This window comes from Streptomyces sp. NPDC059743 (assembly GCF_042732975.1).
Classification (GTDB): Bacteria; Actinomycetota; Actinomycetes; order Streptomycetales; family Streptomycetaceae; genus Streptomyces.
Genome location: NZ_JBHWGS010000002.1, coordinates 471,882 through 492,954, shown reverse-complemented (window position 1 = coordinate 492,954; position 21,073 = coordinate 471,882). Strand labels below are relative to the sequence as shown.

At 68.6% G+C, this 21,073-nt stretch carries 18 protein-coding genes and 1 riboswitch; of the genes, 4 read left to right on the top strand and 14 right to left on the bottom strand.

Annotated elements, in window-relative coordinates; genetic code table 11:
* Positions 1 to 234: 234 nt before the first annotated feature.
* Complete coding sequence (locus ACFV6H_RS05365; protein WP_385538806.1) at positions 235 to 2,790, top strand: ABC transporter permease; 2,556 nt, start codon at positions 235 to 237, stop codon at positions 2,788 to 2,790.
* Positions 2,791 to 2,933: 143 nt separating this feature from the next.
* On the opposite strand, the gene ACFV6H_RS05360 is transcribed toward ACFV6H_RS05365, so the two are convergent.
* On the bottom strand, positions 2,934 to 4,232 hold the full coding sequence (locus ACFV6H_RS05360) for a class I SAM-dependent methyltransferase (RefSeq protein ID WP_385538977.1): 1,299 nt from the start codon (positions 4,230 to 4,232) through the stop codon (positions 2,934 to 2,936).
* A 314-nt stretch (positions 4,233 to 4,546) separates the two neighbouring features.
* Positions 4,547 to 5,935 (bottom strand): NAD(P)/FAD-dependent oxidoreductase, encoded by a 1,389-nt coding sequence (locus tag ACFV6H_RS05355; RefSeq protein WP_384977429.1) that lies wholly within the window; start codon positions 5,933 to 5,935, stop codon positions 4,547 to 4,549.
* A gap of 457 nt (positions 5,936 to 6,392) precedes the next feature.
* Here ACFV6H_RS05355 and ACFV6H_RS05350 point away from each other — a divergent pair, with 457 nt between their 5' ends.
* On the top strand, positions 6,393 to 6,674 hold the full coding sequence (locus tag ACFV6H_RS05350; protein ID WP_385538803.1) for a type II toxin-antitoxin system Phd/YefM family antitoxin: 282 nt from the start codon (positions 6,393 to 6,395) through the stop codon (positions 6,672 to 6,674).
* Positions 6,671 to 6,940 (top strand): type II toxin-antitoxin system RelE/ParE family toxin, encoded by a 270-nt coding sequence (locus ACFV6H_RS05345; protein ID WP_385538801.1) that lies wholly within the window; start codon positions 6,671 to 6,673, stop codon positions 6,938 to 6,940. The genes ACFV6H_RS05350 and ACFV6H_RS05345 overlap by 4 nt, the downstream gene beginning before the upstream one ends.
* 70 nt (positions 6,941 to 7,010) lie before the next feature.
* Here ACFV6H_RS05345 and ACFV6H_RS05340 read toward each other — a convergent pair whose 3' ends face one another.
* From ACFV6H_RS05340 to ACFV6H_RS05285, 12 genes are all read right to left on the bottom strand, one after another.
* Positions 7,011 to 7,211 (bottom strand): hypothetical protein, encoded by a 201-nt coding sequence (locus ACFV6H_RS05340; protein ID WP_384977421.1) that lies wholly within the window; start codon positions 7,209 to 7,211, stop codon positions 7,011 to 7,013.
* A gap of 1 nt (position 7,212) precedes the next feature.
* A complete protein-coding gene (locus tag ACFV6H_RS05335; protein ID WP_385538799.1) occupies positions 7,213 to 8,190 on the bottom strand; it encodes an exopolyphosphatase in 978 nt (325 codons plus the stop codon).
* Positions 8,187 to 8,762: a DUF501 domain-containing protein gene (locus tag ACFV6H_RS05330; RefSeq protein WP_385538797.1), complete on the bottom strand. Its 576-nt coding sequence runs from the start codon at positions 8,760 to 8,762 to the stop codon at positions 8,187 to 8,189. Before ACFV6H_RS05330 ends, ACFV6H_RS05335 begins: the two co-directional genes overlap by 4 nt.
* A 62-nt stretch (positions 8,763 to 8,824) precedes the next feature.
* Complete coding sequence (locus ACFV6H_RS05325; protein ID WP_385538795.1) at positions 8,825 to 9,298, bottom strand: septum formation initiator family protein; 474 nt, start codon at positions 9,296 to 9,298, stop codon at positions 8,825 to 8,827.
* Between the two features lie 187 nt (positions 9,299 to 9,485).
* Entirely contained in the window at positions 9,486 to 10,775 is a 1,290-nt protein-coding gene (gene eno, locus ACFV6H_RS05320) for a phosphopyruvate hydratase (RefSeq protein WP_066946955.1), read from the bottom strand.
* A gap of 335 nt (positions 10,776 to 11,110) precedes the next feature.
* A complete protein-coding gene (locus tag ACFV6H_RS05315) occupies positions 11,111 to 11,935 on the bottom strand; it encodes a transglycosylase family protein (protein ID WP_385538792.1) in 825 nt (274 codons plus the stop codon).
* Between the two features lie 2 nt (positions 11,936 to 11,937).
* Positions 11,938 to 12,110, bottom strand: a riboswitch (cyclic di-AMP (ydaO/yuaA leader).
* A gap of 458 nt (positions 12,111 to 12,568) precedes the next feature.
* Positions 12,569 to 13,444: a transglycosylase family protein gene (locus ACFV6H_RS05310; protein ID WP_385538790.1), complete on the bottom strand. Its 876-nt coding sequence runs from the start codon at positions 13,442 to 13,444 to the stop codon at positions 12,569 to 12,571.
* A gap of 182 nt (positions 13,445 to 13,626) precedes the next feature.
* Positions 13,627 to 15,003: a cytochrome P450 gene (locus ACFV6H_RS05305; RefSeq protein WP_385538788.1), complete on the bottom strand. Its 1,377-nt coding sequence runs from the start codon at positions 15,001 to 15,003 to the stop codon at positions 13,627 to 13,629.
* Positions 14,960 to 16,516, bottom strand: coding sequence for a tetratricopeptide repeat protein (locus tag ACFV6H_RS05300; RefSeq protein ID WP_385538786.1), 1,557 nt, complete (start codon positions 16,514 to 16,516; stop codon positions 14,960 to 14,962). Before ACFV6H_RS05300 ends, ACFV6H_RS05305 begins: the two co-directional genes overlap by 44 nt.
* A gap of 44 nt (positions 16,517 to 16,560) precedes the next feature.
* Positions 16,561 to 17,607, bottom strand: a complete 1,047-nt coding sequence (locus ACFV6H_RS05295; RefSeq protein WP_385538784.1) for a nucleoside triphosphate pyrophosphohydrolase — start codon at positions 17,605 to 17,607, stop codon at positions 16,561 to 16,563.
* A gap of 90 nt (positions 17,608 to 17,697) precedes the next feature.
* The gene (locus ACFV6H_RS05290) at positions 17,698 to 18,354 is read right to left on the bottom strand and encodes a SurA N-terminal domain-containing protein (protein ID WP_384977399.1); all 657 of its coding nucleotides are present in this window, start codon (positions 18,352 to 18,354) and stop codon (positions 17,698 to 17,700) included.
* A 1,471-nt stretch (positions 18,355 to 19,825) separates the two neighbouring features.
* Positions 19,826 to 20,296 (bottom strand): NUDIX domain-containing protein, encoded by a 471-nt coding sequence (locus ACFV6H_RS05285; RefSeq protein ID WP_385538782.1) that lies wholly within the window; start codon positions 20,294 to 20,296, stop codon positions 19,826 to 19,828.
* 42 nt (positions 20,297 to 20,338) lie between these two features.
* On the opposite strand from ACFV6H_RS05285, the gene ACFV6H_RS05280 reads away from it, so the two are divergent.
* Positions 20,339 to 20,521, top strand: a complete 183-nt coding sequence (locus tag ACFV6H_RS05280; RefSeq protein WP_385538780.1) for a hypothetical protein — start codon at positions 20,339 to 20,341, stop codon at positions 20,519 to 20,521.
* Positions 20,522 to 21,073: the final 552 nt, after the last annotated feature.

Here is a 21,073-nt window from a genome sequence, read left to right as displayed (position 1 = left end):
GTCGAGCAGATTTCGAGCAGACCTCAAGCAGACTCCAGCGGAACGCACCGGATACCGCACCCGGGCCGACGGCACCGACGCCGACCGGCCTCGCGTGCCGACCGCGCCTCCTGTGCCGACAGCGTCTCCCGTGCCAACCGCGTGCCTCTCCTCGCCTCTCGCGAGCCTCCCGCCGGCTTCTCCGGCCCGCGCCTTCCGCCGCCCGGCCCATCCCATTCCACCAGGACTCCCACCATGTTCCGTACCGCCCTGCGCACTGTGCTCGCGCACAAGGCCAGACTGCTGATGACCGTGCTCGCCGTCATGCTCGGCGTGGCCTTCGTCTCCGGCACCCTGGTCTTCACCGACACCATCGGCAACGCCTTCCGCAATCAGTCGGCCAAGAGCTACAAGGACGTCGCCGTCGCCGTCACGTCCCATGACGGCCGTGGCAGCCGTGACAACGGCCCGAAGAAGGAAGGCGAGCAGAGCCCCGGCATCAGCCGGCAGACCGTCGAGAAGATCGGGGCCGTCGACGGCGTCGCCTCCGTCACCGGCCGTGTCAGCGGCTTCGCCGGAGTCGCCGACGCGGACGGCAAGCTCATCGGCAACGGCTGGTCCAACACCGGTGCCAACTTCGCGCCCGGCGCGAACGGCCAGGACTCCGCCTACACCTTCACCGACGGCTCGGGCCCCACGCGCGACGACGAGATCGCACTCGACAAGTCCTCGGCCGCCAAGGGCGGTTACCAGGTCGGCGACCAGGTGCGCGTCGCCACCAACGGACCGGTGAAGGAGTACGCCCTCTCCGGTGTCTTCACCACCGAGGACGGCGCGGTCAACGCGGGCGGCAGTCTGGTCCTCTTCGACACCGCCGTCGCCCAGAAGCTCTATCTGGAGCCCGGCTACTTCATGGACGTCACCGTCACCGCGGCGCCCGGCGCCTCGGACAGCGCGATCCTGACCGACGTCAAGGGCCTGATCGGGAAGAACGCCGAGGCGCAGACCGGCAAGCAGCTCGCCGACGAGCAGGCCGCGAACATCGAGTCGAGCGTCTCCACGCTCAACCAGATGCTGCTGGCCTTCGCCGCCATCGCCCTGTTCGTCGGCGTGTTCCTGATCTCGAACACCTTCACCATGCTGGTCGCCCAGCGCACCAGGGAGCTGGCGCTGATGCGCGCCGTCGGTGCCTCGCGCCGCCAGGTCAAGCGCTCGGTGCTGGCCGAGGCCGCGGTCGTCGGCGCCATCGCCTCGGCGGTCGGCTTTCTGGTCGGTCTCGGTCTGGCGACCGGACTGCGGTCCGCGATGGGCTCGTTCGGCGCGAAGATGCCCGCAGGGCCGCTGGTGATCTCACCGACCGCCGTCGGCGCGGCCTTCGTCGTCGGTGTGCTGATCACCCTGATCGCCGCCTGGCTGCCCGCCCGCAGGGCCGCGAAGATCCCGCCGGTGGCGGCGATGAGCAGTGTGCACGCCGTGGCCACCACCAGGTCCCTGGTCGTACGCAACTCGATCGGCGCGGTACTGGCCCTGCTCGGCGCGGTCCTGATCGTCGCGGGCGCGGCGGCGGGCGCCGACAACGGACGGCTGCTGATCGGCGGGGGCGCGTTCCTGACGATGATCGGTGTCATCGTGCTGATCCCGCTGCTCTCGCGGCCGGTCATCGCACTCGTACGGCCCGCCCTCCAGCGGGTGTTCGGCGTCGCCGGCAAGCTGGCGGGACAGAACGCGGTCCGCAATCCGCGCCGTACCGGAGCCACCGCCTCCGCGCTGGCCATCGGGCTCACGCTCGTCACCGGTCTCACGGTGATCGGTGTGACGATCGGCCAGGCCGTGGACCGGATGACCACGGACAACATCAAGGCCGACTACATGGTCACCATGGCGAGCGGCGGTCCGCTGGACGAGTCGGCCCTGACCGCGCTGGAGAAGGTGTCCGGTGTGAGCGCCCTCTCCCCGCAGCAGGCCACCTCGCTGAAGATCAAGGGCGAGTTCCACGCCACCTCGGCGGTCACGCCCGGAGACATCGAGAAGGTCTTCGCCTTCAACGATGTCTCCGGCTCGCTGGACACACTCGGCCAGGGCGGGATCGCGGTCGCCGACAAGACCGCGGAGTCCAACGGCTGGAAGCCCGGTGACACCGTCGAAGTCACGTACTCCGACGGCAAGTCCGCCCGGCTGAAGGTCGGTGCGGTCTATGCGGGGAACGAGTTCCTCTCGCCGGTGCTGATCTCCAAGGACCTGGTCGCCCCGCACGAGTCCAAGCCGTACATCCCCGAGGTCTGGGTGAAGATGGACGGCGGTGCGAGCGCCGCCCATGAGCAGGCGCTGGTGGACGCGCTGGGCGACAACCCGGGCATCGACTTCATGGACCAGCAGGACATCAGGAACACCTTCGGCGGCTTCATCAACACCGCGCTGAACATCATGTACGGACTGCTGGCGATGGCCCTGATCATCGCGGTCCTCGGAGTCGTCAACACCCTGGCGATGTCGGTCTTCGAGCGGCAGCAGGAGATCGGCATGCTGCGGGCGATCGGCCTGGACCGCAGCAAGGTCAAGCGGATGATCCGGCTGGAGGCCGTGGTGATCTCGGTCTTCGGCGCGGTGATCGGAGTGGTGCTCGGGACCTTCCTGGCCTGGGCGGTCGGCGAGACGTTCAAGGACTCCATCCCGGGTTACACCCTGGTCATCCCGTGGGACCGGATCGGGATCTTCCTGGTGCTGGCCGGGCTGGTGGGTGTGCTGGCCGCGCTCTGGCCGGCGCGCAGCGCGGCGAAGCTGAACATGCTGACGGCGATCAAGACCGAATAGCGGTACGCGGCGGGCGCCTACGCGGCCCGATACGCGGTACGAACCCGCGCGGCGCGGCACGCGCGAAGAAGGGCCGGATCTCCCGACACGACGGAGGTCCGGCCCTTCCCGCTCGTCTGCCTCCTCCGGCCCTTCCGGCTCCGTCAGACGCCCCAGGCGCGGGCCCGCCACGGCATCCCGGAGGCCCCGGCCTCCGGAGTCTTCACGGCCAGGATCTGGTTGACACCGATCCTGTTGCGCTCGAAGGAGACCGCGGACGCCGCCATGTAGAGACGCCAGACCCGGGCGCGGCCGGGCGAGGTGCTCCGTACCGCCTGGTCCCAGTGCTTCTCCAGATTCGCCACCCAGCGGCGCAGCGTGAGCGCGTAGTGCTCCCGGATCGACTCCACGTCCCGGGCCTCGAAGCCCGCCTCCTCCAGCGTGGCGACGGTCCGGCCGAGCGGGGCCAGTTCGCCGTCGGGGAAGACGTACGCGTCGATGAACGGATCGATGCGGTACTGGCTCTCGTCGCGCTCCGGGCGCCGGGCGATCTGGTGGTTGAGCAGCCGTCCGCCCGGCTTGAGCAGGGCGTAGAGATCGTCGGCGTACTCGCGGTAACGCACGGAGCCGACGTGTTCGGCCATCCCGATGGAGGAGATCGCGTCGTACGGACCGTCCCTGACGTCGCGGTAGTCCTGGACCCGGATCTCGACCAGGTCGGCGAGCCCTTCCTCCGCGACGCGCTTGCGCGCATAGGTCGCCTGTTCCCTGGAGAGGGTGACTCCGGTGACGCGGGCGCCGTACTCACGGGCGGCGTGGATGGCCATCGAGCCCCAGCCGCAGCCGACGTCGAGCAGCCGCTCACCCTCCTTGAGCGCGAGCTTGCGGCAGATCAGATCGAGCTTGTCGCGCTGTGCGTCTTCGAGACTGAATCCGGCGTCGCCTTCCCAGTACGCGCAGGAGTAGACCATGGACGGGCCGAGCACCAGCTCGTAGAAGTCGTTGCCCACGTCGTAGTGGTGGCTGATCGCCTCCTTGTCCCGGCGCTTGGTGTGCAGCGCGCCGTACCGCCGCCGTACCTCCTCGGCGGGCGGTGCGGGCGGCGGCCAGGGGCCCGCGATGCGCAGGAGCGTACGGGCGGCGGCCCGCAGCCGGGGATCGCGCAGAGGATGGACCTCGTCCTTGGCGTCGGCGCCGCGCGCCCAGATGAACGCGGCGAGCCGGTCGAGAACCGCGAAGAGATCGCCGTCCACATCGATCTCACCGGCCACCCAGGCGCGTGCGAGGCCCATCTCGCCCGGCTTCCACAGGAGTCGGCGCAGGGCGCGTCGGTTACGGATGATCAGGGTCGGGGCGTCCGGAGGACCCGATTCGCTGCCGTCCCAGGCACGGATACGGACCGGGAGCGGAACTCCCAGCAACTCCTCGGCAAGAGTGGTCAGCCGCAGCGCGGCGTCGGCCATGGCGCACACCTCCGTGGTGGCGGATACGGACATGCTCAACACCACGTAAACACCGGACGGGTACGGATGCAGTCCCTGCGGCTCGCAATGGACCGGCAAAATGCCTGCACCCACCACACACTTTCCTGGCGGTGTGCGCCTTTTCTCCCAGGCGGGGGTGTGCGGGTGACCGTACGGAGGGAGCCGGAGGGTAGGCCGTCGGAGCGACCGCAGGTACGAGAAGGGCCGCTCGCACCACGGATGGCGAGCGGCCCTTCTCGTATATCAGTTACGTCAGTTGTGCCGGTGACCGAAGGCGTACCGGCGGCCCGGCCTCAGGACGCCTTGGCCCTCTCCGGTGTCGGCGTGACGGCGGCGACGGCCGGCGGGCTGGGCTTGGCGGCCTCGTAGAACTCCTCGCGCGGTGTCTCCATCGCGCCGAGCGAGACGACCTCGCGCTTGAGGAACATCGCCAGCGTCCAGTCGGCGAAGACACGGATCTTGCGGTTCCAGGTCGGCATGGCCAGACCGTGGTAGCTGCGGTGCATGTACCAGGCGAGCCGGCCCCTGAGCCTGATCTTCATCTTGCCCATGACGATCATCGCGACGCCCTTGTGCAGTCCCAGACCGGCGACGGCGCCCTTGTTGGCGTGGCTGTACTCCTTCTGCGGGAAGCCCCGCATACCGGAGATGACGTTGTCACCGAGCAGCCGCGCCTGGCGCAGCGCGTGCTGGGCGTTCGGCGGGCACCAGGCGTTCTCGGCACCGGCCCTGCGGGCGGCGACATCCGGGACCTGGGCGTTGTCGCCGGCGGCCCAGATGTAGTCGGTGCCCTGCACCTGGAGCTTCTCGCTGGTGTCCACATGGCCGCGCGGGCCGAGCGGCAGACCGTAACGGGTGAGGGCCGGGTTCGGCTTGACGCCGGCCGTCCACACGATGGTGTTGGAGTCGACCTCAAGGCCGTTGTTGAGCACCACATGACCGCCGACGCAGGAGTCCATGCCGGTCTTGAGGTAGATCTCGACGCCGCGGCTCTCCAGATGCTCCTTGCCCCAGGAGCCCAGCTTCGGGCCGACCTCGGGAAGGATCTTGTCGGCGACGTCCACGAGGATGAAGCGCATGTCCTCGCGCTTGACGCTGGTGTAGTACTTTGCCGCGTCGCGCGCCAGGTCCTCGACCTCGCCGATGGTCTCCGCGCCGGCGAAGCCGCCGCCCACGAAGACGAAGGTGAGCGCCTTGCGGCGGACGTCCTCGTCGGTGGTCGAGTCGGCCTTGTCGAGCTGTTCGAGCACATGGTTGCGCAGGCCGATGGCCTCCTCGATGCCCTTCATACCGATGCCCTGCTCGGCGAGGCCGGGGATCGGGAAGGTACGGGAGACCGCGCCGAGGGCCACGATCAGATAGTCGAAGGGCAGCTCGTAGGCCTCGCCGACGAGCGGCGCGACCGTGGCGACCTTGCGGTCCTGGTCGATGGTGGTGACTCGGCCGGTGAGCACCTCAGCCTTGGGCAGCACGCGTCGCAGCGGTACGACGACATGCCGAGGCGAAATGCTGCCGGCGGCGGCTTCGGGGAGGAAGGGCTGGTACGTCATGTACGAGCGCGGGTCGACAACCGTGACGGTCGCCTCCCCGTAGCGCATCTTCTTCAGAATGCGACGAGCTGCGTACAGGCCTACGTACCCACCGCCTACAACGAGGATCCTGGGACGCTCCGTGGTGCTCATGCCATCGAGTATCCACCCCCCTCGGAGGGGGTGCTCGTGAGCCCCTTCACAAGGTCTGCGCCCTATGGTGCTACACTGCGCGGCTCACATGATCGAGATCACGGTGCCCCCAGGGAACCAAGGCCCTCCGCCGGTCGTTGCCCACCCCCTGTGAGCTGGCCCTCCACCCTCGCCACCGCCCGAACCACCCGTCCGGTTCATGCGCCCGTAACGCGTCCGGAACCGCCCGGTATAAGGACGCGGTGACCCATCGATGGCCCCACTCGGCCGTATGGAACCGCGGCGGCACTCAAGAGGCTCGAATTCCTTGTGAAGAACTTCACGAACTTTCTCGCGAGGCCCTCGGCGAAGGCCTGAACGGACGCCGGAGCGGGGCTCACACGGGCGACGGAGCCGGGGCTTCCACCCCTTACTCAGCGCCCTTAGCGGTGTACACAATCGCGCGTACACTGGCACTATGACCGACATCTCTGTGACCGTCCGCGAAGCCCGCGCGCACCTCGCGGACCACATCAACCGCGCCGAACAGGGAACGCCCACGGTGATCACTCGAAACGGCGTGCCGGTGGCCGCCGTGGTTCCGATCGCGGACTTCGACGCGTTGGAAGAGGCGGCCGATGTGCTGCTGGCACGGGAGGCGGAAGCGGTCCTCGCCGAGGGCGGCCCGACCGTGACGATGGCCGAACTGCTGGCGGATCTGTTCACCGACCGCGGCGAGCCCGCCGAAGGCGCGGCATGAAATACGCGTTCCGCTTCACCGCCGCCGCACAGCGGCAACTGCGGGCCATCGACCGGCCCGCGGCCATGCGCATCCTGACCGCGCTGACCGCCCTCGGCGACGACCCGTACCGCGAGGACGCCGACATCAAGAAGCTCACCGGCCCGTCGGGCCTCTACCGGCTCCGCGTCGGCAGCTACCGCGTCGCTTACCAGATCAACGACGGCGAACTTCTCATCCTCGTGGTCAAGGTCGGCGACCGCCGCGACCTCTACCGCAGCCTCTGATCGGCCGCGGCTCTCCTCCACCAGCAGTTTCAGCGCCGCAGAGGTGCCGACGTAGTGACGTAGCAGAGACTCACCAGGACTCCTCCTCGCGCAACGCGGCCAGCGCGTCACTCAGCCGGTCGCCGCCGTCGCCCGCCCGCATCCGCGGCCGGTAGCCGGGGCGCACCGCGGCCCGGACCTTGCCCTCCGCCGCGAGCCGGTCCAGTACCGGCGTCGCCTCCCGCTCCTCCACCGGCACGATCCGCGCCACCAGGCGGCCGTACTCGGTCACATCAACCGTCTCGCCGCGCCGGACACGAGCCGGCACCTCGCTCGTCGCCGAGTGCCGCGCGCCAGGCGATGCCGTCCAGGATGTCGTGTTCGCTGACGACGACCTCGGCGGCGCCGGTGCGTTCCATGAGGGTGAGGAGGATGAGGGCGCCCGCGCCAATGACGTCGACTCGGCCCGGGTGCATGACCGGGATCGCGGCGCGTTCGTCGTGGGTGGCGGCGAGCAGTTGCCTTGTGATCTCCGCTACTCGGGCGCGGGAGATACGGGAGTGGTGGATCGCGGTGGAGTCGTACGCGGGCAGGCCCAGCGCGATACCGGCCACGGTGGTCACGGAGCCCGCGAGTCCGACCAGGGTGCCAGGCTCGCGCAGCGGGACCGTCAGCTCCGCGAGGTCGAGGGCCGCCTCGATGTCCGCGCGCATCGCGGCGATCTCGGCGGTCGTGGGCGGATCGCTGACGACACCGTCCCGTACGAGATGGCGCTCGGTCAGCCGTACACACCCGATGTCCACGGAGCGCGCGGCGCGTACCCGGTCGTCGCCGACGACGAACTCCGTCGAACCGCCGCCGATGTCCACGACCAGATAACTGTCCCGGCCCGGCAGCTCCTTGGTGGCACCGGTGAAGGAGAACTCCGCCTCCTGGTCGCCGGTGATCACCTCGGGCTCCACGCCCAGGATGTCCAGCACACCGCGGACGAACTCGTCGCGGTTCTCGGCGTCGCGCGACGCGGAGGTGGCCACGAAGAGGACGCGCTCGGCGCCGTGCTCCTTGATGACGGCGGCGTACTCACGGCACGCCTCGAAGGTCCGCTCCAGCGCCTCGGGCGCCAGCCGGCCGGTCCTGTCCACGCCCTGGCCGAGCCGGACGATCCTCATCCGCCGGTCCAGATCGACCACTTCGCCCGTATCCGGGTGAACGTCGGCGACCAGCAGGCGGATGGAGTTCGTACCGCAGTCGATCGCGGCGACCCGGGTCATACGCGCTCCTCGTCCTCGTCGTCCCCGTCGTTCTTATCCGCGGGCTTGTCCGCGGGAGCGCACGGGCTCACGCACGGGCCCTTCGCCCACCACTCCGGCAGCATCGCCAGCGCCTCGTCGCCCAGCGGATTCACGCCGGGGCCCGCCGCCAGCGAGTGGCCGACCAGGACGTGCAGACACTTCACCCGGTCCGGCATACCGCCCGCGCTGGGAAAGCCCTCCAGCACCTCGATGGCGTCACGGCGCGCGAGATAGTCCTCGTGCGCCTCGCGGTACGCGGCGGCCAGCTCCGGATCGGCCGCGAGGCGCTCGGTCATCTCCTTCATGACACCGTTCGCCTCCAGCGTGCCGATGGCCGAGGCCGCGCGCGGACAGGTCAGGTAGTACGTCGTCGGGAAGGGCGTGCCGTCCGGGAGCCGCGGCGCGGTCTCCACGACGTCCGGCTGTCCGCAGGGGCAGCGGTGCGCGATGGCGCGCAGTCCGCGCGGAGGACGGCCGAGCTGTTCCTGGAACGCGGCCACGTCCGCCTCGGTGGGCTCGGTGCGTTCAGTCTGCGGAGGAGGGATGTCCATGCCTGCCTTGGTTCTACGGTTCTGGTTCTGCGTGCCTGATACGTACGGAGGGAGGCCGGGCCCTACCGGTCCGGGCGGTCCGCGTCGTCCACGCCGTCCAGGACATTCGAGTACCAGGGACGGTCCGTCGCGTCCCGCTCCTCACGGCGCTCACGCACCGCCTCCGGGTCGATCATGGTGTAACCGGTCTCTCCCGGCATCACATAGTGGAGATGCTCACGGGCCAGCCGCTGGATGTACGCGTCGTCCTGGAGCCGCGCCTTCTCGTCGCGCAGCTCCTCGACCCGCTGCCGCGCCTCCCGGGCCTCCCGCTCCTGCTCGGCGATCTCGTTCCGCTGCGACACGTACTGCCGCATCGGATACGCGAGCGCCACCACCAGTGTGCACACCACGAGGGCGAGAAAGGCCGCCCGGCCGGTGAGACGGGAGCGGCGGTCCTGGCGGCGGTTCTGCGAGCGGTAGACGCGCGCGGCGGTCTGCTCGCCGAGCAGCCGCAGCCTGGTCGCGGTGGTGAACCGGTCCCGGTTCCCGGCCATGGCTCGCCTCCCCTGTCACGTGCGTACGTCCCCGGACACGGTACGGGACCGGGGCCGGGGACGTACGGACGACGGGCGGTACGGACGGGACGGCAGCCCCGCCCGGCAACCGCCGCTGCTGCGCCTGCGGGCGCCTGCCGCGTCTGCCGCGCGCTGCGCCCGCCACGCCTGCCGACTGCCGAGTCGCTCAGGCGGAACGGAACCGCGGGAACGCGCTGCGGCCCGCGTACACCGCCGCGTCGTCGAGGATCTCCTCGATACGCAGCAGCTGGTTGTACTTGGCGACACGGTCCGAGCGGGCCGGAGCGCCGGTCTTGATCTGACCGCAGTTCACCGCGACGGCGAGGTCCGCGATGGTGACGTCCTCGGTCTCGCCGGAGCGGTGGGACATCATGCACTTGAAGCCGTTGCGCTGGGCCAGCTCGACGGCGTCCAGCGTCTCGGTCAGCGAACCGATCTGGTTGACCTTGACCAGCAGGGCGTTGGCGGAGCCCTCCTCGATGCCACGGGCCAGCCGCTCCGGGTTGGTGACGAACAGGTCGTCACCGACGATCTGCACCTTGGAGCCGAGCTTGTCGGTGATGACCTTCCAGCCGGCCCAGTCGTCCTCGAAGAGCGGGTCCTCGATGGAGACGAGCGGGTACGCGGCGACCAGCTCCTCGTAGTACTCCGTCATCTCGGCGGCCGAGCGGGACTTGCCCTCGAACTCGTACGAGCCGTCCTTGTAGAACTCGGAGGCGGCGACGTCCAGCGCGAGCGCGATGTCACGGCCCGGCACATAGCCGGCTTCCTTGATGGCTTCGAGGATCAGGTCGAGCGCGGCGCGGTTGGACTCCAGGTTGGGCGCGAAGCCGCCCTCGTCGCCGAGACCGGTGGAGAGGCCCTTCTGCTTCAGGACCTTCTTGAGGGTGTGGTAGACCTCGGCACCCCAGCGCAGCGCCTCGGAGAAGGACTCCGCGCCGATCGGAGCGATCATGAACTCCTGGATGTCCACATTGGAGTCGGCGTGCGAGCCGCCGTTCAGGATGTTCATCATCGGAACGGGCAGCAGATGCGCGTTCGGGCCGCCCAGGTAGCGGAAGAGCGGGAGGTCCGAGGCCTCGGAGGCGGCGTGCGCGACGGCGAGCGAGACACCGAGGATGGCGTTGGCGCCCAGCGAGCCCTTGTTCTCGGTGGCGTCCAGGTCGATCATGGCCTGGTCGATCAGGCGCTGCTCGGTGGCGTCGTAGCCGACGAGCTCCGGGCCGAGCTGCTCGATGACGGCCAGTACGGCCTTCTCGACGCCCTTGCCCAGATAGCGGTTGGCGTCTCCGTCACGGAGTTCCACGGCCTCGAACGCACCGGTGGAGGCACCGGACGGGACGGCAGCACGGCCGGTGCTGCCGTCGTCGAGGCCGACCTCGACCTCGACCGTGGGGTTGCCTCGGGAGTCCAGGATTTCCCGGGCTACGACGACGTCGATGGACGGCACGAGCATCTCCTTCTGGGATGTGACGCTTGGAGTGCAGGGTCTCATTGGCCTTGCGGCATGAGCCTAACCGGCCCGGAGGCGTCGGCCGGCCGGTGCCCGCCCGCTGGGACGGATCAAGCACCCGAGCGCCTCGGCGCGCCGATGAGCACCGCCTTGAGTGCCGTGTTGAGCACCGCTCCGAGTACCCTCCGCGTCCGTCCTGAGTCCGTCCTGAGTCCTCCCTGCGTATCCCTCGCGTACGCCCGGACAGGCGCAGACCGCGGCCCGGCGCGTACGGGGATCACGCGCCGGGCCGGGCGAGTCAGGTCAGCTCGGGTCGGGTCGGGTCGGGTCAGGTCAGGTCAGGTCAGATGGAGCTGCTGGCCCGGGTAGATGAGATCGGCGTCGCGGACGATGTCCTTGTTCAGCTCGAACAGCTTCTTCCAGCCGCCCTTGACCTGGTGCGCGGCGGCGATCTTGGAGAGGCTGTCACCGGACTTGACCTTGTACTCGCCGTCGCCCTTCTTGAACGTGGTGGCGGCGCCGGTGGCGGCATCCGTGGCGGCGCGGCTCTCGCCGCGCGAGGCGGGCTGCGCCTGCTGCCGCTTGGGCTGGGCGGGCCGGGTCTGCTGCTGGGGCTGCGCCTGCTGCTGGGCGGCCTGGTCCTGTGTACCGGAACCGGAACCGGAACCGGAATCAGAGCCGCCGCCGGAGTTCGAACCGGACCCGGAGCCCGAGCCGGAACCGGAGCCCGTACCGGAACCGGAGCCTGTGCCGGCCGAGCCACCGTCGTACGCGGCGTTGGAGAGGTTGACGCCACAGGTGGGCCACGCGCCCTTGCCCTGGCCGGCCAGCACCTTCTCGGCGACCGTTATCTGCTGGGACTTCGAGGCGAGGTCGGCCCTGGCCGCGTAGGCGGTGCCTCCGTACGCGGCCCAGGTGGAGCTGCTGAACTGGAGGCCGCCGTAGTACCCGTTACCGGTGTTGATGGACCAGTTGCCGCCGGACTCGCACTGGGCGACCCGGTCCCACTCGGAGGCGGTCGCGGCGGAGGCGGAGGTGGCGCCGATCAGCGGGACCGCGACGGCGGCACCGGTGATTCCGGCGAGCGTGGCATAGCGGGCGGTCACGGAGCGGGAGGGACGGCGGTGCTTGCCCTTGCTGGAACCTTTGCTGGAACGCGGCATGGAACTCTCCTCACCGACGCCTACGAGGTGAGCTGTCGGGTTCGGGCCAAGTGAGTTGCCCGGCCGGACGCTCGCGCATCCGGCTTCACCCCGAGCCGGTCGTCGGCCGTCTCTCGACGGCCGGGGCCGGCACAAACCGTGGGTCCCCCGCTCCTGCCTTCGGCGCATGACGCGACGACTACTCCCCCCGACCGACGGCAGGATTCGGCGTGACGGTCGACGAGGCCCGCGGTGCGAGCGGTTCAGACCGTAATCACAGGCCCGCCGGTTCTTCAAAGGAGACATCAGGGAAATAACGCCCTTACCCACCGCCCAGGTTTACGCATTTCCGCTGGTGGGAGCAGAAAGCAGGGCAACGCACAGGGCAAAAGTCCCTAGTTGCAACAAAGAGACCCTTGTCTCACTTGCACAGAAGCGGACATAGAACCGCGAACTACCCTCTGAATCCGCGCCACTTCACGGCGGGATCAAGGGCTGAACCAAGGGCTGGACCAAGGATTGAATCAAGGCGGCATCAAGGCCGGGACCACGGGCGGGATCAGGGCCACGGCCGGCGAGAACACACCGAGAACGCACCGAGGGCGGCCGGTACCGGCCGCCCTCGCTCACCTCACAGCCATCGGCCCGTACGCCTTACAGCCACCCGCCGAGCACCTTCTGCCCGTCGGCGACCAGCCAGTTGCGCTCGGCGGGCTGATCGGCCTCCGCCGGAGCGGGCGATTCCGTACGATCCGGCAGGCCGTCCGTACTGCGCGACAGGCCGTCACCTCGTGAGGCATGGCGACCGTATTCAAGTCCTTCATCCGAATTGCCCGTTACGGCATCCTCCTGGGCGGCCTCACCGCGGTGCTTGCCCTTGGCCGACTCCGTACCGCCGGTGGCAGTGCCACCGAGGCCGAGCCCGTCGGTGCCCTCGGCGCCGTCCGCGGAAGCTCCGGACGTGGGCGTGCCGGCCGAACCGGAAGGGACCGGCTCGCCGGGCCGCACGCCCGTTCCGTCGGCCGGAGCGGAGGGCTCGGCGTCCGGAGCGCCGGAGGGACTGCCCGTCGGATCGGCGCCCTGGTCGCCCTGCGAGGCTCCCGTGGAGCCGGAGCCGGAGCCGGAGCCGCTTCCGAGACCGACACCGGGCAGCAGGGTGCCCGTCAGCCCGGAGACCGACGCACAGCTCGACCAGACCTTCGAGCCCTGCGCTTCGAGGATCTTCTCCGCCACGGTGATCTGCTGGGAACGGCTGGCGAGGTCGGGCCGGGCCGCGTACGCGCCGCCGCCGAAGGCGTCCCAGGTCTCCTGGCCGAGCTGGAGGCCGCCGTAGTAGCCGTTGCCGAGGTCCGCGCTCCACATACCGCCGCTCTCGCATTCGGAGACACGGTCCCAGGTGGAGGCGTCCGCCGCGCTGGCGCCCGAGGCGGCGAACAGCGGGATGGCGATCGCCGACCCGGTCACCCCAGCGGCGACGATCAGAGCGGGGGCCTGGCGTGGTCTGCGGTGTCGGCCGTTCGCGGAGCGCATGCGCTTGCCTTCCGTGTGACTGTCGTTTCGACTACGGCGTGTTGCTGCTGAGTCGTCGGTGAACGTAGCGGTACTCGAACGTCTGTCACAAGTCGATGCAGCGGAGATCACGTGAAAGTCACATTCCTGACGGTCCGTCAGTTGCAGCTTCCTGATCGGGCCTCGAAACCGGCAGCGGTCCATCAGCCGGACAATGGCGTGAACTGCACCGGAAGTGTGCGCAATCCACGCATGATGAGCCCTCCGCGCCAGCGCAAATCGGCAGGATCCACGGCAAGCCGCACATCGGGCAGCCGGGTCAGCAGCGTCGCGAGAGCGGTCTGTCCTTCAAGGCGGGCGAGCGGTGCGCCGAGGCAGTAGTGGATGCCGTGCCCGTAGCCGAGGTGCTGATTGTCACGCCGTGCGAGATCGAGTGTGTCGGGCGAGGCGAACCGTTCCGGGTCGCGGTCCGCCGCGGCGAGTACGACGAGTACGGGATCGCCCACCGCGATCCGCTGCCCGCCGAGCGTCACCGGCTCGGTGGCGTACCGCCAGGTCGCCAGCTCCACCGGACCGTCGTGGCGCAGCAGTTCCTCGACACCCGTCGCGAGCAGCTCCGTCTCGCCCGCGTCGAGCGACCGCTGAAGCCGGGCGCGCTGCTCCGGGTGGCGCATCAGCGTATGGACGCCGTTACCGATCAGGTTGACGGTGGTCTCGAAACCGGCGAAGAGGATGATGAAGGCCATCGCCGCGGCCTCGTTCTCGGTGAGATGCTCGCCGTCGTCACTGGCCCGGACGAGGCCGGAGATCAGATCGTCGCCCGGATTCTCCCTTTTACGGTGGATGAGTTCGGCCAGATATCCCCGGATCTTCTTGACCGACCGCGCCACACCGCCGCGCGGCCCGCCGCCGTGGCCGGCTTTTGAATGCCGGATCATCATGCCGGCCCAGTCGCGGAAGTCGTCCTGGTCCTCGGCCGGTACGCCGAGCAGATCGCAGATCGCGTAGATGGGCAGCGGGAAGGCGAAGTCATGGATCAGATCCGCCTCGCCCTTCGCCGCGAAACCGTCGATGAGCCGGTCGGTGAGCTGCTGGACGCGAGGCCCGAACTCCGCGATGCGCCGGGGCGTGAACGCCTTGGACACCAGCCGGCGCAGCCGGGTGTGGTCGGGCGGATCGATATTGAGCAGATGCGTCATGAGATCCGCGTTGCGCTCCCCGGGAATCCCGGTCTTCCCTTTGGCGTGCGCCGCCTCCGCGTGATGAACGGGATTCTTGGACAGCCGCGCATCGGCGAGCGCCGCCTTGGCGTCCCCGTACCGCGTCACGAGCCACGCCTCGACACCACTGGGCAGCCGGGCCCGGTGCACGGGCGCGTGCTCACGGAGCCAGGCGTAGGCGGGGTACGGGTCGGTGGCGAACTCCCAGGTGAAGAGCTCGGGGGCGGGGGCGGGGATGGGAGGCTTTTCGGTCACCGGTTGACGGTATCGGGGCGGGCCTGGAGACCGTCGGGTGCGGGTGTGTGGCCCAGGCGACCTAGCTGGGCCGGCCGGGTCTGTTGAGCAGATCGCCCAGCTCATACACCGCCGCGCCGTCGCCGTCTCCAGCCGCCACGCGCAACCAGTGCTCGGCCTGATCGCGCAGCAGCCTGCCGAGCAGGGCGGCGGATGTCCGGTTCCCGGTCTCGGCGGCGGTCCTGAGGTACGGAATCGCCTCCAGGACGCTGCCGTGTTCGGCGAGGTAATCCCCCGCCAAGTATGCGTACGAGGAATTAGCGTCGGCCGCCGCCCGGTACCAGCGTGCCGCCTCCACCACGTCTCCCGCATCCTCACAGAAGACGGCGAGCCAGAGCATGGCGTCGATGTCCCCCTTCTCCGCCGCTGGGAGCAGGGCGGCTTGGGCTGCGGTTATCTTCTCGGGTTCGGACATACCGTCGATTCCCATGTCCATCGCGAACCCCCAGGCGAAGTAAGGCATCGGCGCCATGTCCGGGCACCGTGCCCCGTCGGCGACCAATGAGCCGTACGCACGCCAGGTGCCGGGCTCCGGACCCGCTACGAGCAGCCCGGTGACACCGTGCCTGGTCTCGGTGGCCCAGGCGAGGGCGTCCTCGAACGACTCGCTGCTCGCGTCCGCGATCTCGGGACCGTACAACTTATGGATCGCACGCAGCAGTTCCAGCGGCACCGGCACACTGATCCCGTGCCGCGCGAGATCGATCGCGGCCCGGACCAGCAGATGGCCACGCGGGTGCGCGCTGGGGCGCCGAGCTCGGTTCCACCGCGCCCAGAGGTCGGGACCAACGGCGAGGTACTGGGTGACACCGCTGTCACCACGCCGGTTCAGCGCACCGGCCAGCCGGGCGTCGTGGGACGACAGCTTCATGAGCCGTGACAGCTCGTCCTCGCTCCACCGCGAGGACAGTTCGACCGTCTCCGCCCTCGCCAGCACCCGGGAGTTCGTGGCGGAATCGAAGCGGTGCTTCTCGTACTCCTTCTCGCTCATCGTGGCCAACACGATCACGCGCTGCTGGATCAGTTGGGTGAGCAAGCCGGGCGTCAGCCCGTGCCCGCCCAGGTGGTCCTCCAGATCGTCCAGCCATAGGACGTACGGGCCGTCGGAACGGCTGCGCAGCAGCGCGGGCAGCGTCCGGAGGTCCGTACCTGGGCTGGGCGCGAAAACCTTCCCTCGGCGGCTCAGACCGGCGCTCAGCGCCTCGTACGCGGTCCTCGTCTTGCCGGACAGGCGCTCGCCCGTCACCACCACCAAGCCGCCCGACTCGGCACCGTCCCAGACCAGGTTGCCGAGCCGCACGTCGTGATCCCGCTCCACATACGGCGTGAGGTCGGGCTCGTCGCGGAAGGTACGGGACATCCGTACGCCGAAATCGAACGGAAGCAGTTCGTCCGGCCGAGGCCAGTCGTCGGGCGCGGGTAGGCCGCCTGCATGGCCTCCGTCGCCGAGGTAGAACGACCCGATTGAGCCCGTCTGTACGACGTTACCGACGACCGCACCACCGGAGATCCCGTTATGGGTGGACCCGGGCCGTTCCCGCTCCGTCTCCGCCTCCGGTGCGCCCCAACTCGTGCCCATTCCCGCCCCGTTCCCCCGCATTCTCACCAATCGCTGTCGCCACGTTACTCAGTGGCGACGCCGCCCGCTTCAGCCGTGCGGATCGCGTCCCGGTAGGTGCGGGCCGCCGCGCGGAGGGCTGTTTCCGGGTCTACGCCTGCCTTTTCGGCTTGTACGGCCATGGCGAGCAGGTCGTAGCCGACGCCGTCACCCGACGGGAGCGGGACGTCCAGGCCTGCCGTGCGGACACGGCCCGCGAGTTTGGAGGCGAGGGCCAGGCCGGGCTGGCCCAGAGGGATGCCGTCGGTGACCGAGTCGCGTTGTTTCTCGACCGCTTTGGTGCGGAGCCAGTGCGCCTTGACGTCCTCGGGCGTCTCGGCGGTCTCGTCGCCGAAGACATGAGGATGGCGGTGGATCAGCTTCTCCACGATCGTGGCGGCGACATCGTCTATGGAGAACGGTTCCCCCCCCTCTCCCCCCTCTTCACCCTCCTCCAGGCCGTCCTGTGCGATACGGGCGTGGAAGACGACCTGGAGGAGTACGTCACCCAGTTCCTCGCGGAGTTCGTCGCCGTCGCCGTCCTCGATCGCCTCGACGAGTTCGTACGCCTCCTCGATGCCGTACTTGGCGAGTCCCTTGTGCGTCTGGACCGACGACCACGGGCATTCGCGCCGGATCCGGTCCATGACATGGACGAGATCGAGAAGACGGGCGCCGGGCAGGTCGTAGGAGCCGGGGAGCAGCTCCAGGTCGGGCATCTGGACGCGGCCGGAGCCGGCGAGCCGGGCGAGGCCGTCGGTCAGGGCGCCGTCGCCGGTGCCGTCGCCCGCGCCCCCACCGTCGACGCCGGTGGACGGGATGACCACAACCGTACGGCCGCCGGCGCAGGCGTCGACCAGTTCCTGTGCGGTGGGCGCGGGTGTACCGGCCTCGACGGTGATGCCTGCCTCGCGCAGATACGGCAGCAGCGGATGGCCGCCGTCGGCGCACAGCACGCGGTCGGCGGCGTGCAGCGTCTGCCAGGCGGGCCAGGACAGGAGTCCGGGCGCGACCCGGTGGCTGACGGTCAGCAGGACGATACGGCCGGAGGTGGCGGGAGCTTCGTCTGTCACCACTCGAACCTACCTCCGGCGCGCCTGCGGCCGGACCGCGGCGGTCGACCGCTCAGCCGGGCAGGTCGGCCGGGCCGAGCGGCCCGGCCGTCAGGCGCCCGACGGCTGCTGCTCCGGGGCCTGGCGGGTGACCTGGGTGATCCAGGGCAGCTTGGACTCGCCGAGCCGGACCTGCTTGTAGTCCCAGCTTCCGTAGCGCGGATTGACGTCGATACCGAGCTTCTCCGACGTCTTGGTCAGATCGGCGAGCACGGTCTGCTGGCCCTCGGGCGTCATGGTGTTCGCGCCGAGCGCCTGGGCCAGCTTGTTCAGCAGGACCTCACGGCGGATCGCGGCGTCGATCTGCCCGGCGGAGAGCGCGCCCTGCTGGAGCAGCATCGTGGCGAACTGCTGCTCGCCACCCGACTGCGCGGCGGCCTGCTGCCGGGTGGTCTGGATCTCCTTGCGGCTGATCTTCACACCGGCCTCGTCGGCAGCCTGCTGAAGGATCCGGTCGAAGATCAGACTGTTCAGCTTGGCCTGGCTGAGCTGCCCGGTGTTCTTGACGAGCTGCGCGCCGTCCGGCGCGGCCTCCTGGGCGTCCCGGACGTCCCGTACCTGGGCCTGGATCGTGGACACCTCGATCCGGTGGCCCCCGACGACCGCCGCGGCTCCGGGATGGGCGTCGTTGCCGCAGGCGGTGAGCAGAGGGGCCGCGGCGAGAAGCGCGACGGAGACGGAGAGCGCGGTGCGACGGCGGCGGTGCAAAGTGGGCCTCCCGGCGTGATTGTGCGGCGATGCACAAGGCCTTGCAGTGATCGATGGTAGGCAGTGGACGTGGCCTGGGCCACTGGTTCGACCAACGATTCACGTGGAGATTGAGGCACGTGCGCGGATTCACATGGTCCGGGTGCGCCTACCTCACCGCGTGGCGCCCGGTCTCCGGCCCAGAAGCTACACCTGCCGCCCCTGCCTCGTGGGCAGCAGCTCGGACCACCGCAACCATCTCCGGCGACAGATCGACCCAGAATGCGGCACCCCAAGCGGGCGTAAATGAGCCGTGACCCGCCCAGGCCCACCCAAGATCGCCCGTCGGCCCGCCGCCGTCGCCCACGAGACGCTCTCGACACCCTGAGCACCGCACTCGACGGACCGTGCCGTCAAACACCCCCGGCGGCCCCACCGGAAACAGATCCGGTGGGGCCGCTGGGGCACTGTGCGGCTGCGACGGTCGGCGGTGCTTCATTCCGTGCAGAGCGGAAATCCAGAGCGCACCATCAACTTCGCCTATTGTGCGGGACCAGTGATGGGGTCATCTTCGGGGGAAATGTTGACTCCTATGCATCCGACTACTTTGAGCGGGTGCGGGTCGAGGTAGAGCTGAAAGAAATATCCTGCTCGCTTGCGATCGTCCACGTAGGCCACAAGAAGGCCCCGCTCGCCCATTTCAGCGAGACTCGCAAGGCATTCCGTGACCCCGACAGTCGGCTTGCCACGCCGTTGCAAGGTCCTCATCCTTCCGCGGCAGATGCCCTCGAGCCTCGCCGCTGAAATTGGGTGGAGCCAGATGTCGAAATGCGCTCCGGACAGTAGTGCATCTTGGGCCCGGATGCCGGCCTCGGAGTCAGACTCGAATGCGGTGAGCAGTTCACTCACAGATACTTCGTTCACCTCATCCCCCTGTAACGTTCGTCCAGGTTCTCCCAAAGTCAAAGCTAACTCCGTGGGCTTGGATCTCTCCAACGATGAGAGGCTCATCCTCGCCGAATGACCGATCCCACTGACTGTCATGGATTTGAATATTCCGCGATGGCCCCACGGGGGGATCTATGCCTGCTGCCCTGATGCGCAACATCACACCTTCCCCAACCCGTTTATTATTCAGGTTCTCCGCACCATAGATGGCAACTTCGGGGTCATCCGTCCAAGACGTGAAGATGGAATCCATATTATTGCTACCCACGCGATCGCCTATGTTCGAGTGGCCTCCGACGGGAACCGCACGGCCTTGAGCAGCGGCATCATAACTACGGTGCCCCTTGGCGAGACCGCGATACAGATATCCATCAGCGTTCGCTTCACAGTTGTGGACCAGGACCGGCGTAGCGCCCGCCGAGACATAGTACGTGTGCTGCGTGGCTCCATCTACCTGCTTTTATGCAGGTCAAGCGCAGTTTGCTGGTCCGGTGAAGTGCGTGGGTGTGCGGGGTTGATGCCGTCACTACTGCCGTCAGTCGGTTCAGCCCAGGTAGGGGATTTCACGGTGTTCCAGGAAGTGCTGGAGCCTGAGTCGTTGGGTGTGGTGCATCGGCAACTGCTCGATCTCTTCGGGCGGTACGAAGCGGAGTTCGGTGGACTCGTCGGAGATTGCCAGTTGGCCGCTGGTGATGCGGGCGGTGAAGCAGATGTTGAACTGGCGGCGGACCTCGCCGTCGGTGTAGGCGAGGATGTGTTTCGGGTCGGTGTAGGTGCCGACGAGGCCGGTGATCTCTACGTTGAGGCCGGTTTCTTCCTTGATCTCGCGGACGGCCGTGCCGGGCAGGGAGTCGGTGAGGTCCATGCCTCCGCCGGGCAGTGCCCATAGGTCGTTGTCGCGGCGGCGCTGGAGGAGGATGCGCCCGTGGTCGTCGGTGACGACGGCGGAGGCGGCGACGACCATGCTGTTCGGCTTGGGCGCGGCGGGGTCGTCGTAGTAATCGGTGCGGGCCACGGTCAGCCTTCCTGTTCTCTGAAGCAAGGCGTCGAACTCGTCGTGATCAAGGAACTCCTCGGCCACACCCACATCGGCGTCACCGCCACCGTCTACGCCCACGTCCGACTCCGCCTCCAACAAGACGCCACCGACACCCTCAGCACCGCACTCGACGGACCGAGCATCAATCCCAACCGGGCCGAGGGCGACGAACGGCCGCCTTGCACCGCCTCCGTCCGCTGACGTTGCCGTCAACTACTGCCGTCAGAAACCCCGGCGGCCCCACCGGAAACAGATCCGGAGGGGCCGCTACGGCACTGTGAGGCTGCGACGGTCGGCAGTGCCCTATTCCGCGTGGAGCGGAAATCCAGAGCGCACCGTCAACTTCGCCTGCCTGCCCCCCTCAGCGATGCCAGACACACTGATGAAAATCTCTACCCCTCCGTTACATCAGGATCAAAGACATCTTGCGAGGGAACTATCAAGCCAATGCATGCGATCACTCGCTTAAGGTCGGTGCTGAGGAACACCATAAAGCAATACCCCCCCCTTTTTCGGTCATCAATAGACCCGACCAGAAGTTCCTGGGTATCGCATTCCGCGAGGCTAACCACCGCCTCCTCGAAACCCAATGATGGGCGATCGAGTTTCTGCAACCTCCGCAATCGCCGAGCGTAGGTGTGATGCAGTCTCGCGGCAGGCACTCTTGCTGGCCAGATTTCGAACGGCGCCCCAGCGACAAGGGCGCTCTTGGCCTGCGAGTTGACAGTGGATTCGACAGTGAATGCTTGCTTC

Coding starts and splice junctions, on each gene's coding strand:
- ACFV6H_RS05365 (WP_385538806.1), top strand. CDS start 235: ATGTTCCGTACCGCCCTGCGCACTGTGCTCGCGCACAAGGCCAGACTG.
- ACFV6H_RS05325 (WP_385538795.1), bottom strand. CDS start 9,298: ATGGCCGGGAACCGGGACCGGTTCACCACCGCGACCAGGCTGCGGCTG.
- ACFV6H_RS05335 (WP_385538799.1), bottom strand. CDS start 8,190: ATGACCCGGGTCGCCGCGATCGACTGCGGTACGAACTCCATCCGCCTG.
- ACFV6H_RS05315 (WP_385538792.1), bottom strand. CDS start 11,935: ATGCCGCGTTCCAGCAAAGGTTCCAGCAAGGGCAAGCACCGCCGTCCC.
- ACFV6H_RS05350 (WP_385538803.1), top strand. CDS start 6,393: ATGACCGACATCTCTGTGACCGTCCGCGAAGCCCGCGCGCACCTCGCG.
- ACFV6H_RS05360 (WP_385538977.1), bottom strand. CDS start 4,232: ATGGCCGACGCCGCGCTGCGGCTGACCACTCTTGCCGAGGAGTTGCTG.
- ACFV6H_RS05300 (WP_385538786.1), bottom strand. CDS start 16,516: ATGGGCACGAGTTGGGGCGCACCGGAGGCGGAGACGGAGCGGGAACGG.
- ACFV6H_RS05330 (WP_385538797.1), bottom strand. CDS start 8,762: ATGGACATCCCTCCTCCGCAGACTGAACGCACCGAGCCCACCGAGGCG.
- ACFV6H_RS05305 (WP_385538788.1), bottom strand. CDS start 15,003: ATGAGCTGGGCGATCTGCTCAACAGACCCGGCCGGCCCAGCTAGGTCG.
- eno (WP_066946955.1), bottom strand. CDS start 10,775: ATGCTCGTGCCGTCCATCGACGTCGTCGTAGCCCGGGAAATCCTGGAC.
- ACFV6H_RS05310 (WP_385538790.1), bottom strand. CDS start 13,444: ATGCGCTCCGCGAACGGCCGACACCGCAGACCACGCCAGGCCCCCGCT.
- ACFV6H_RS05345 (WP_385538801.1), top strand. CDS start 6,671: ATGAAATACGCGTTCCGCTTCACCGCCGCCGCACAGCGGCAACTGCGG.
- ACFV6H_RS05355 (WP_384977429.1), bottom strand. CDS start 5,935: ATGAGCACCACGGAGCGTCCCAGGATCCTCGTTGTAGGCGGTGGGTAC.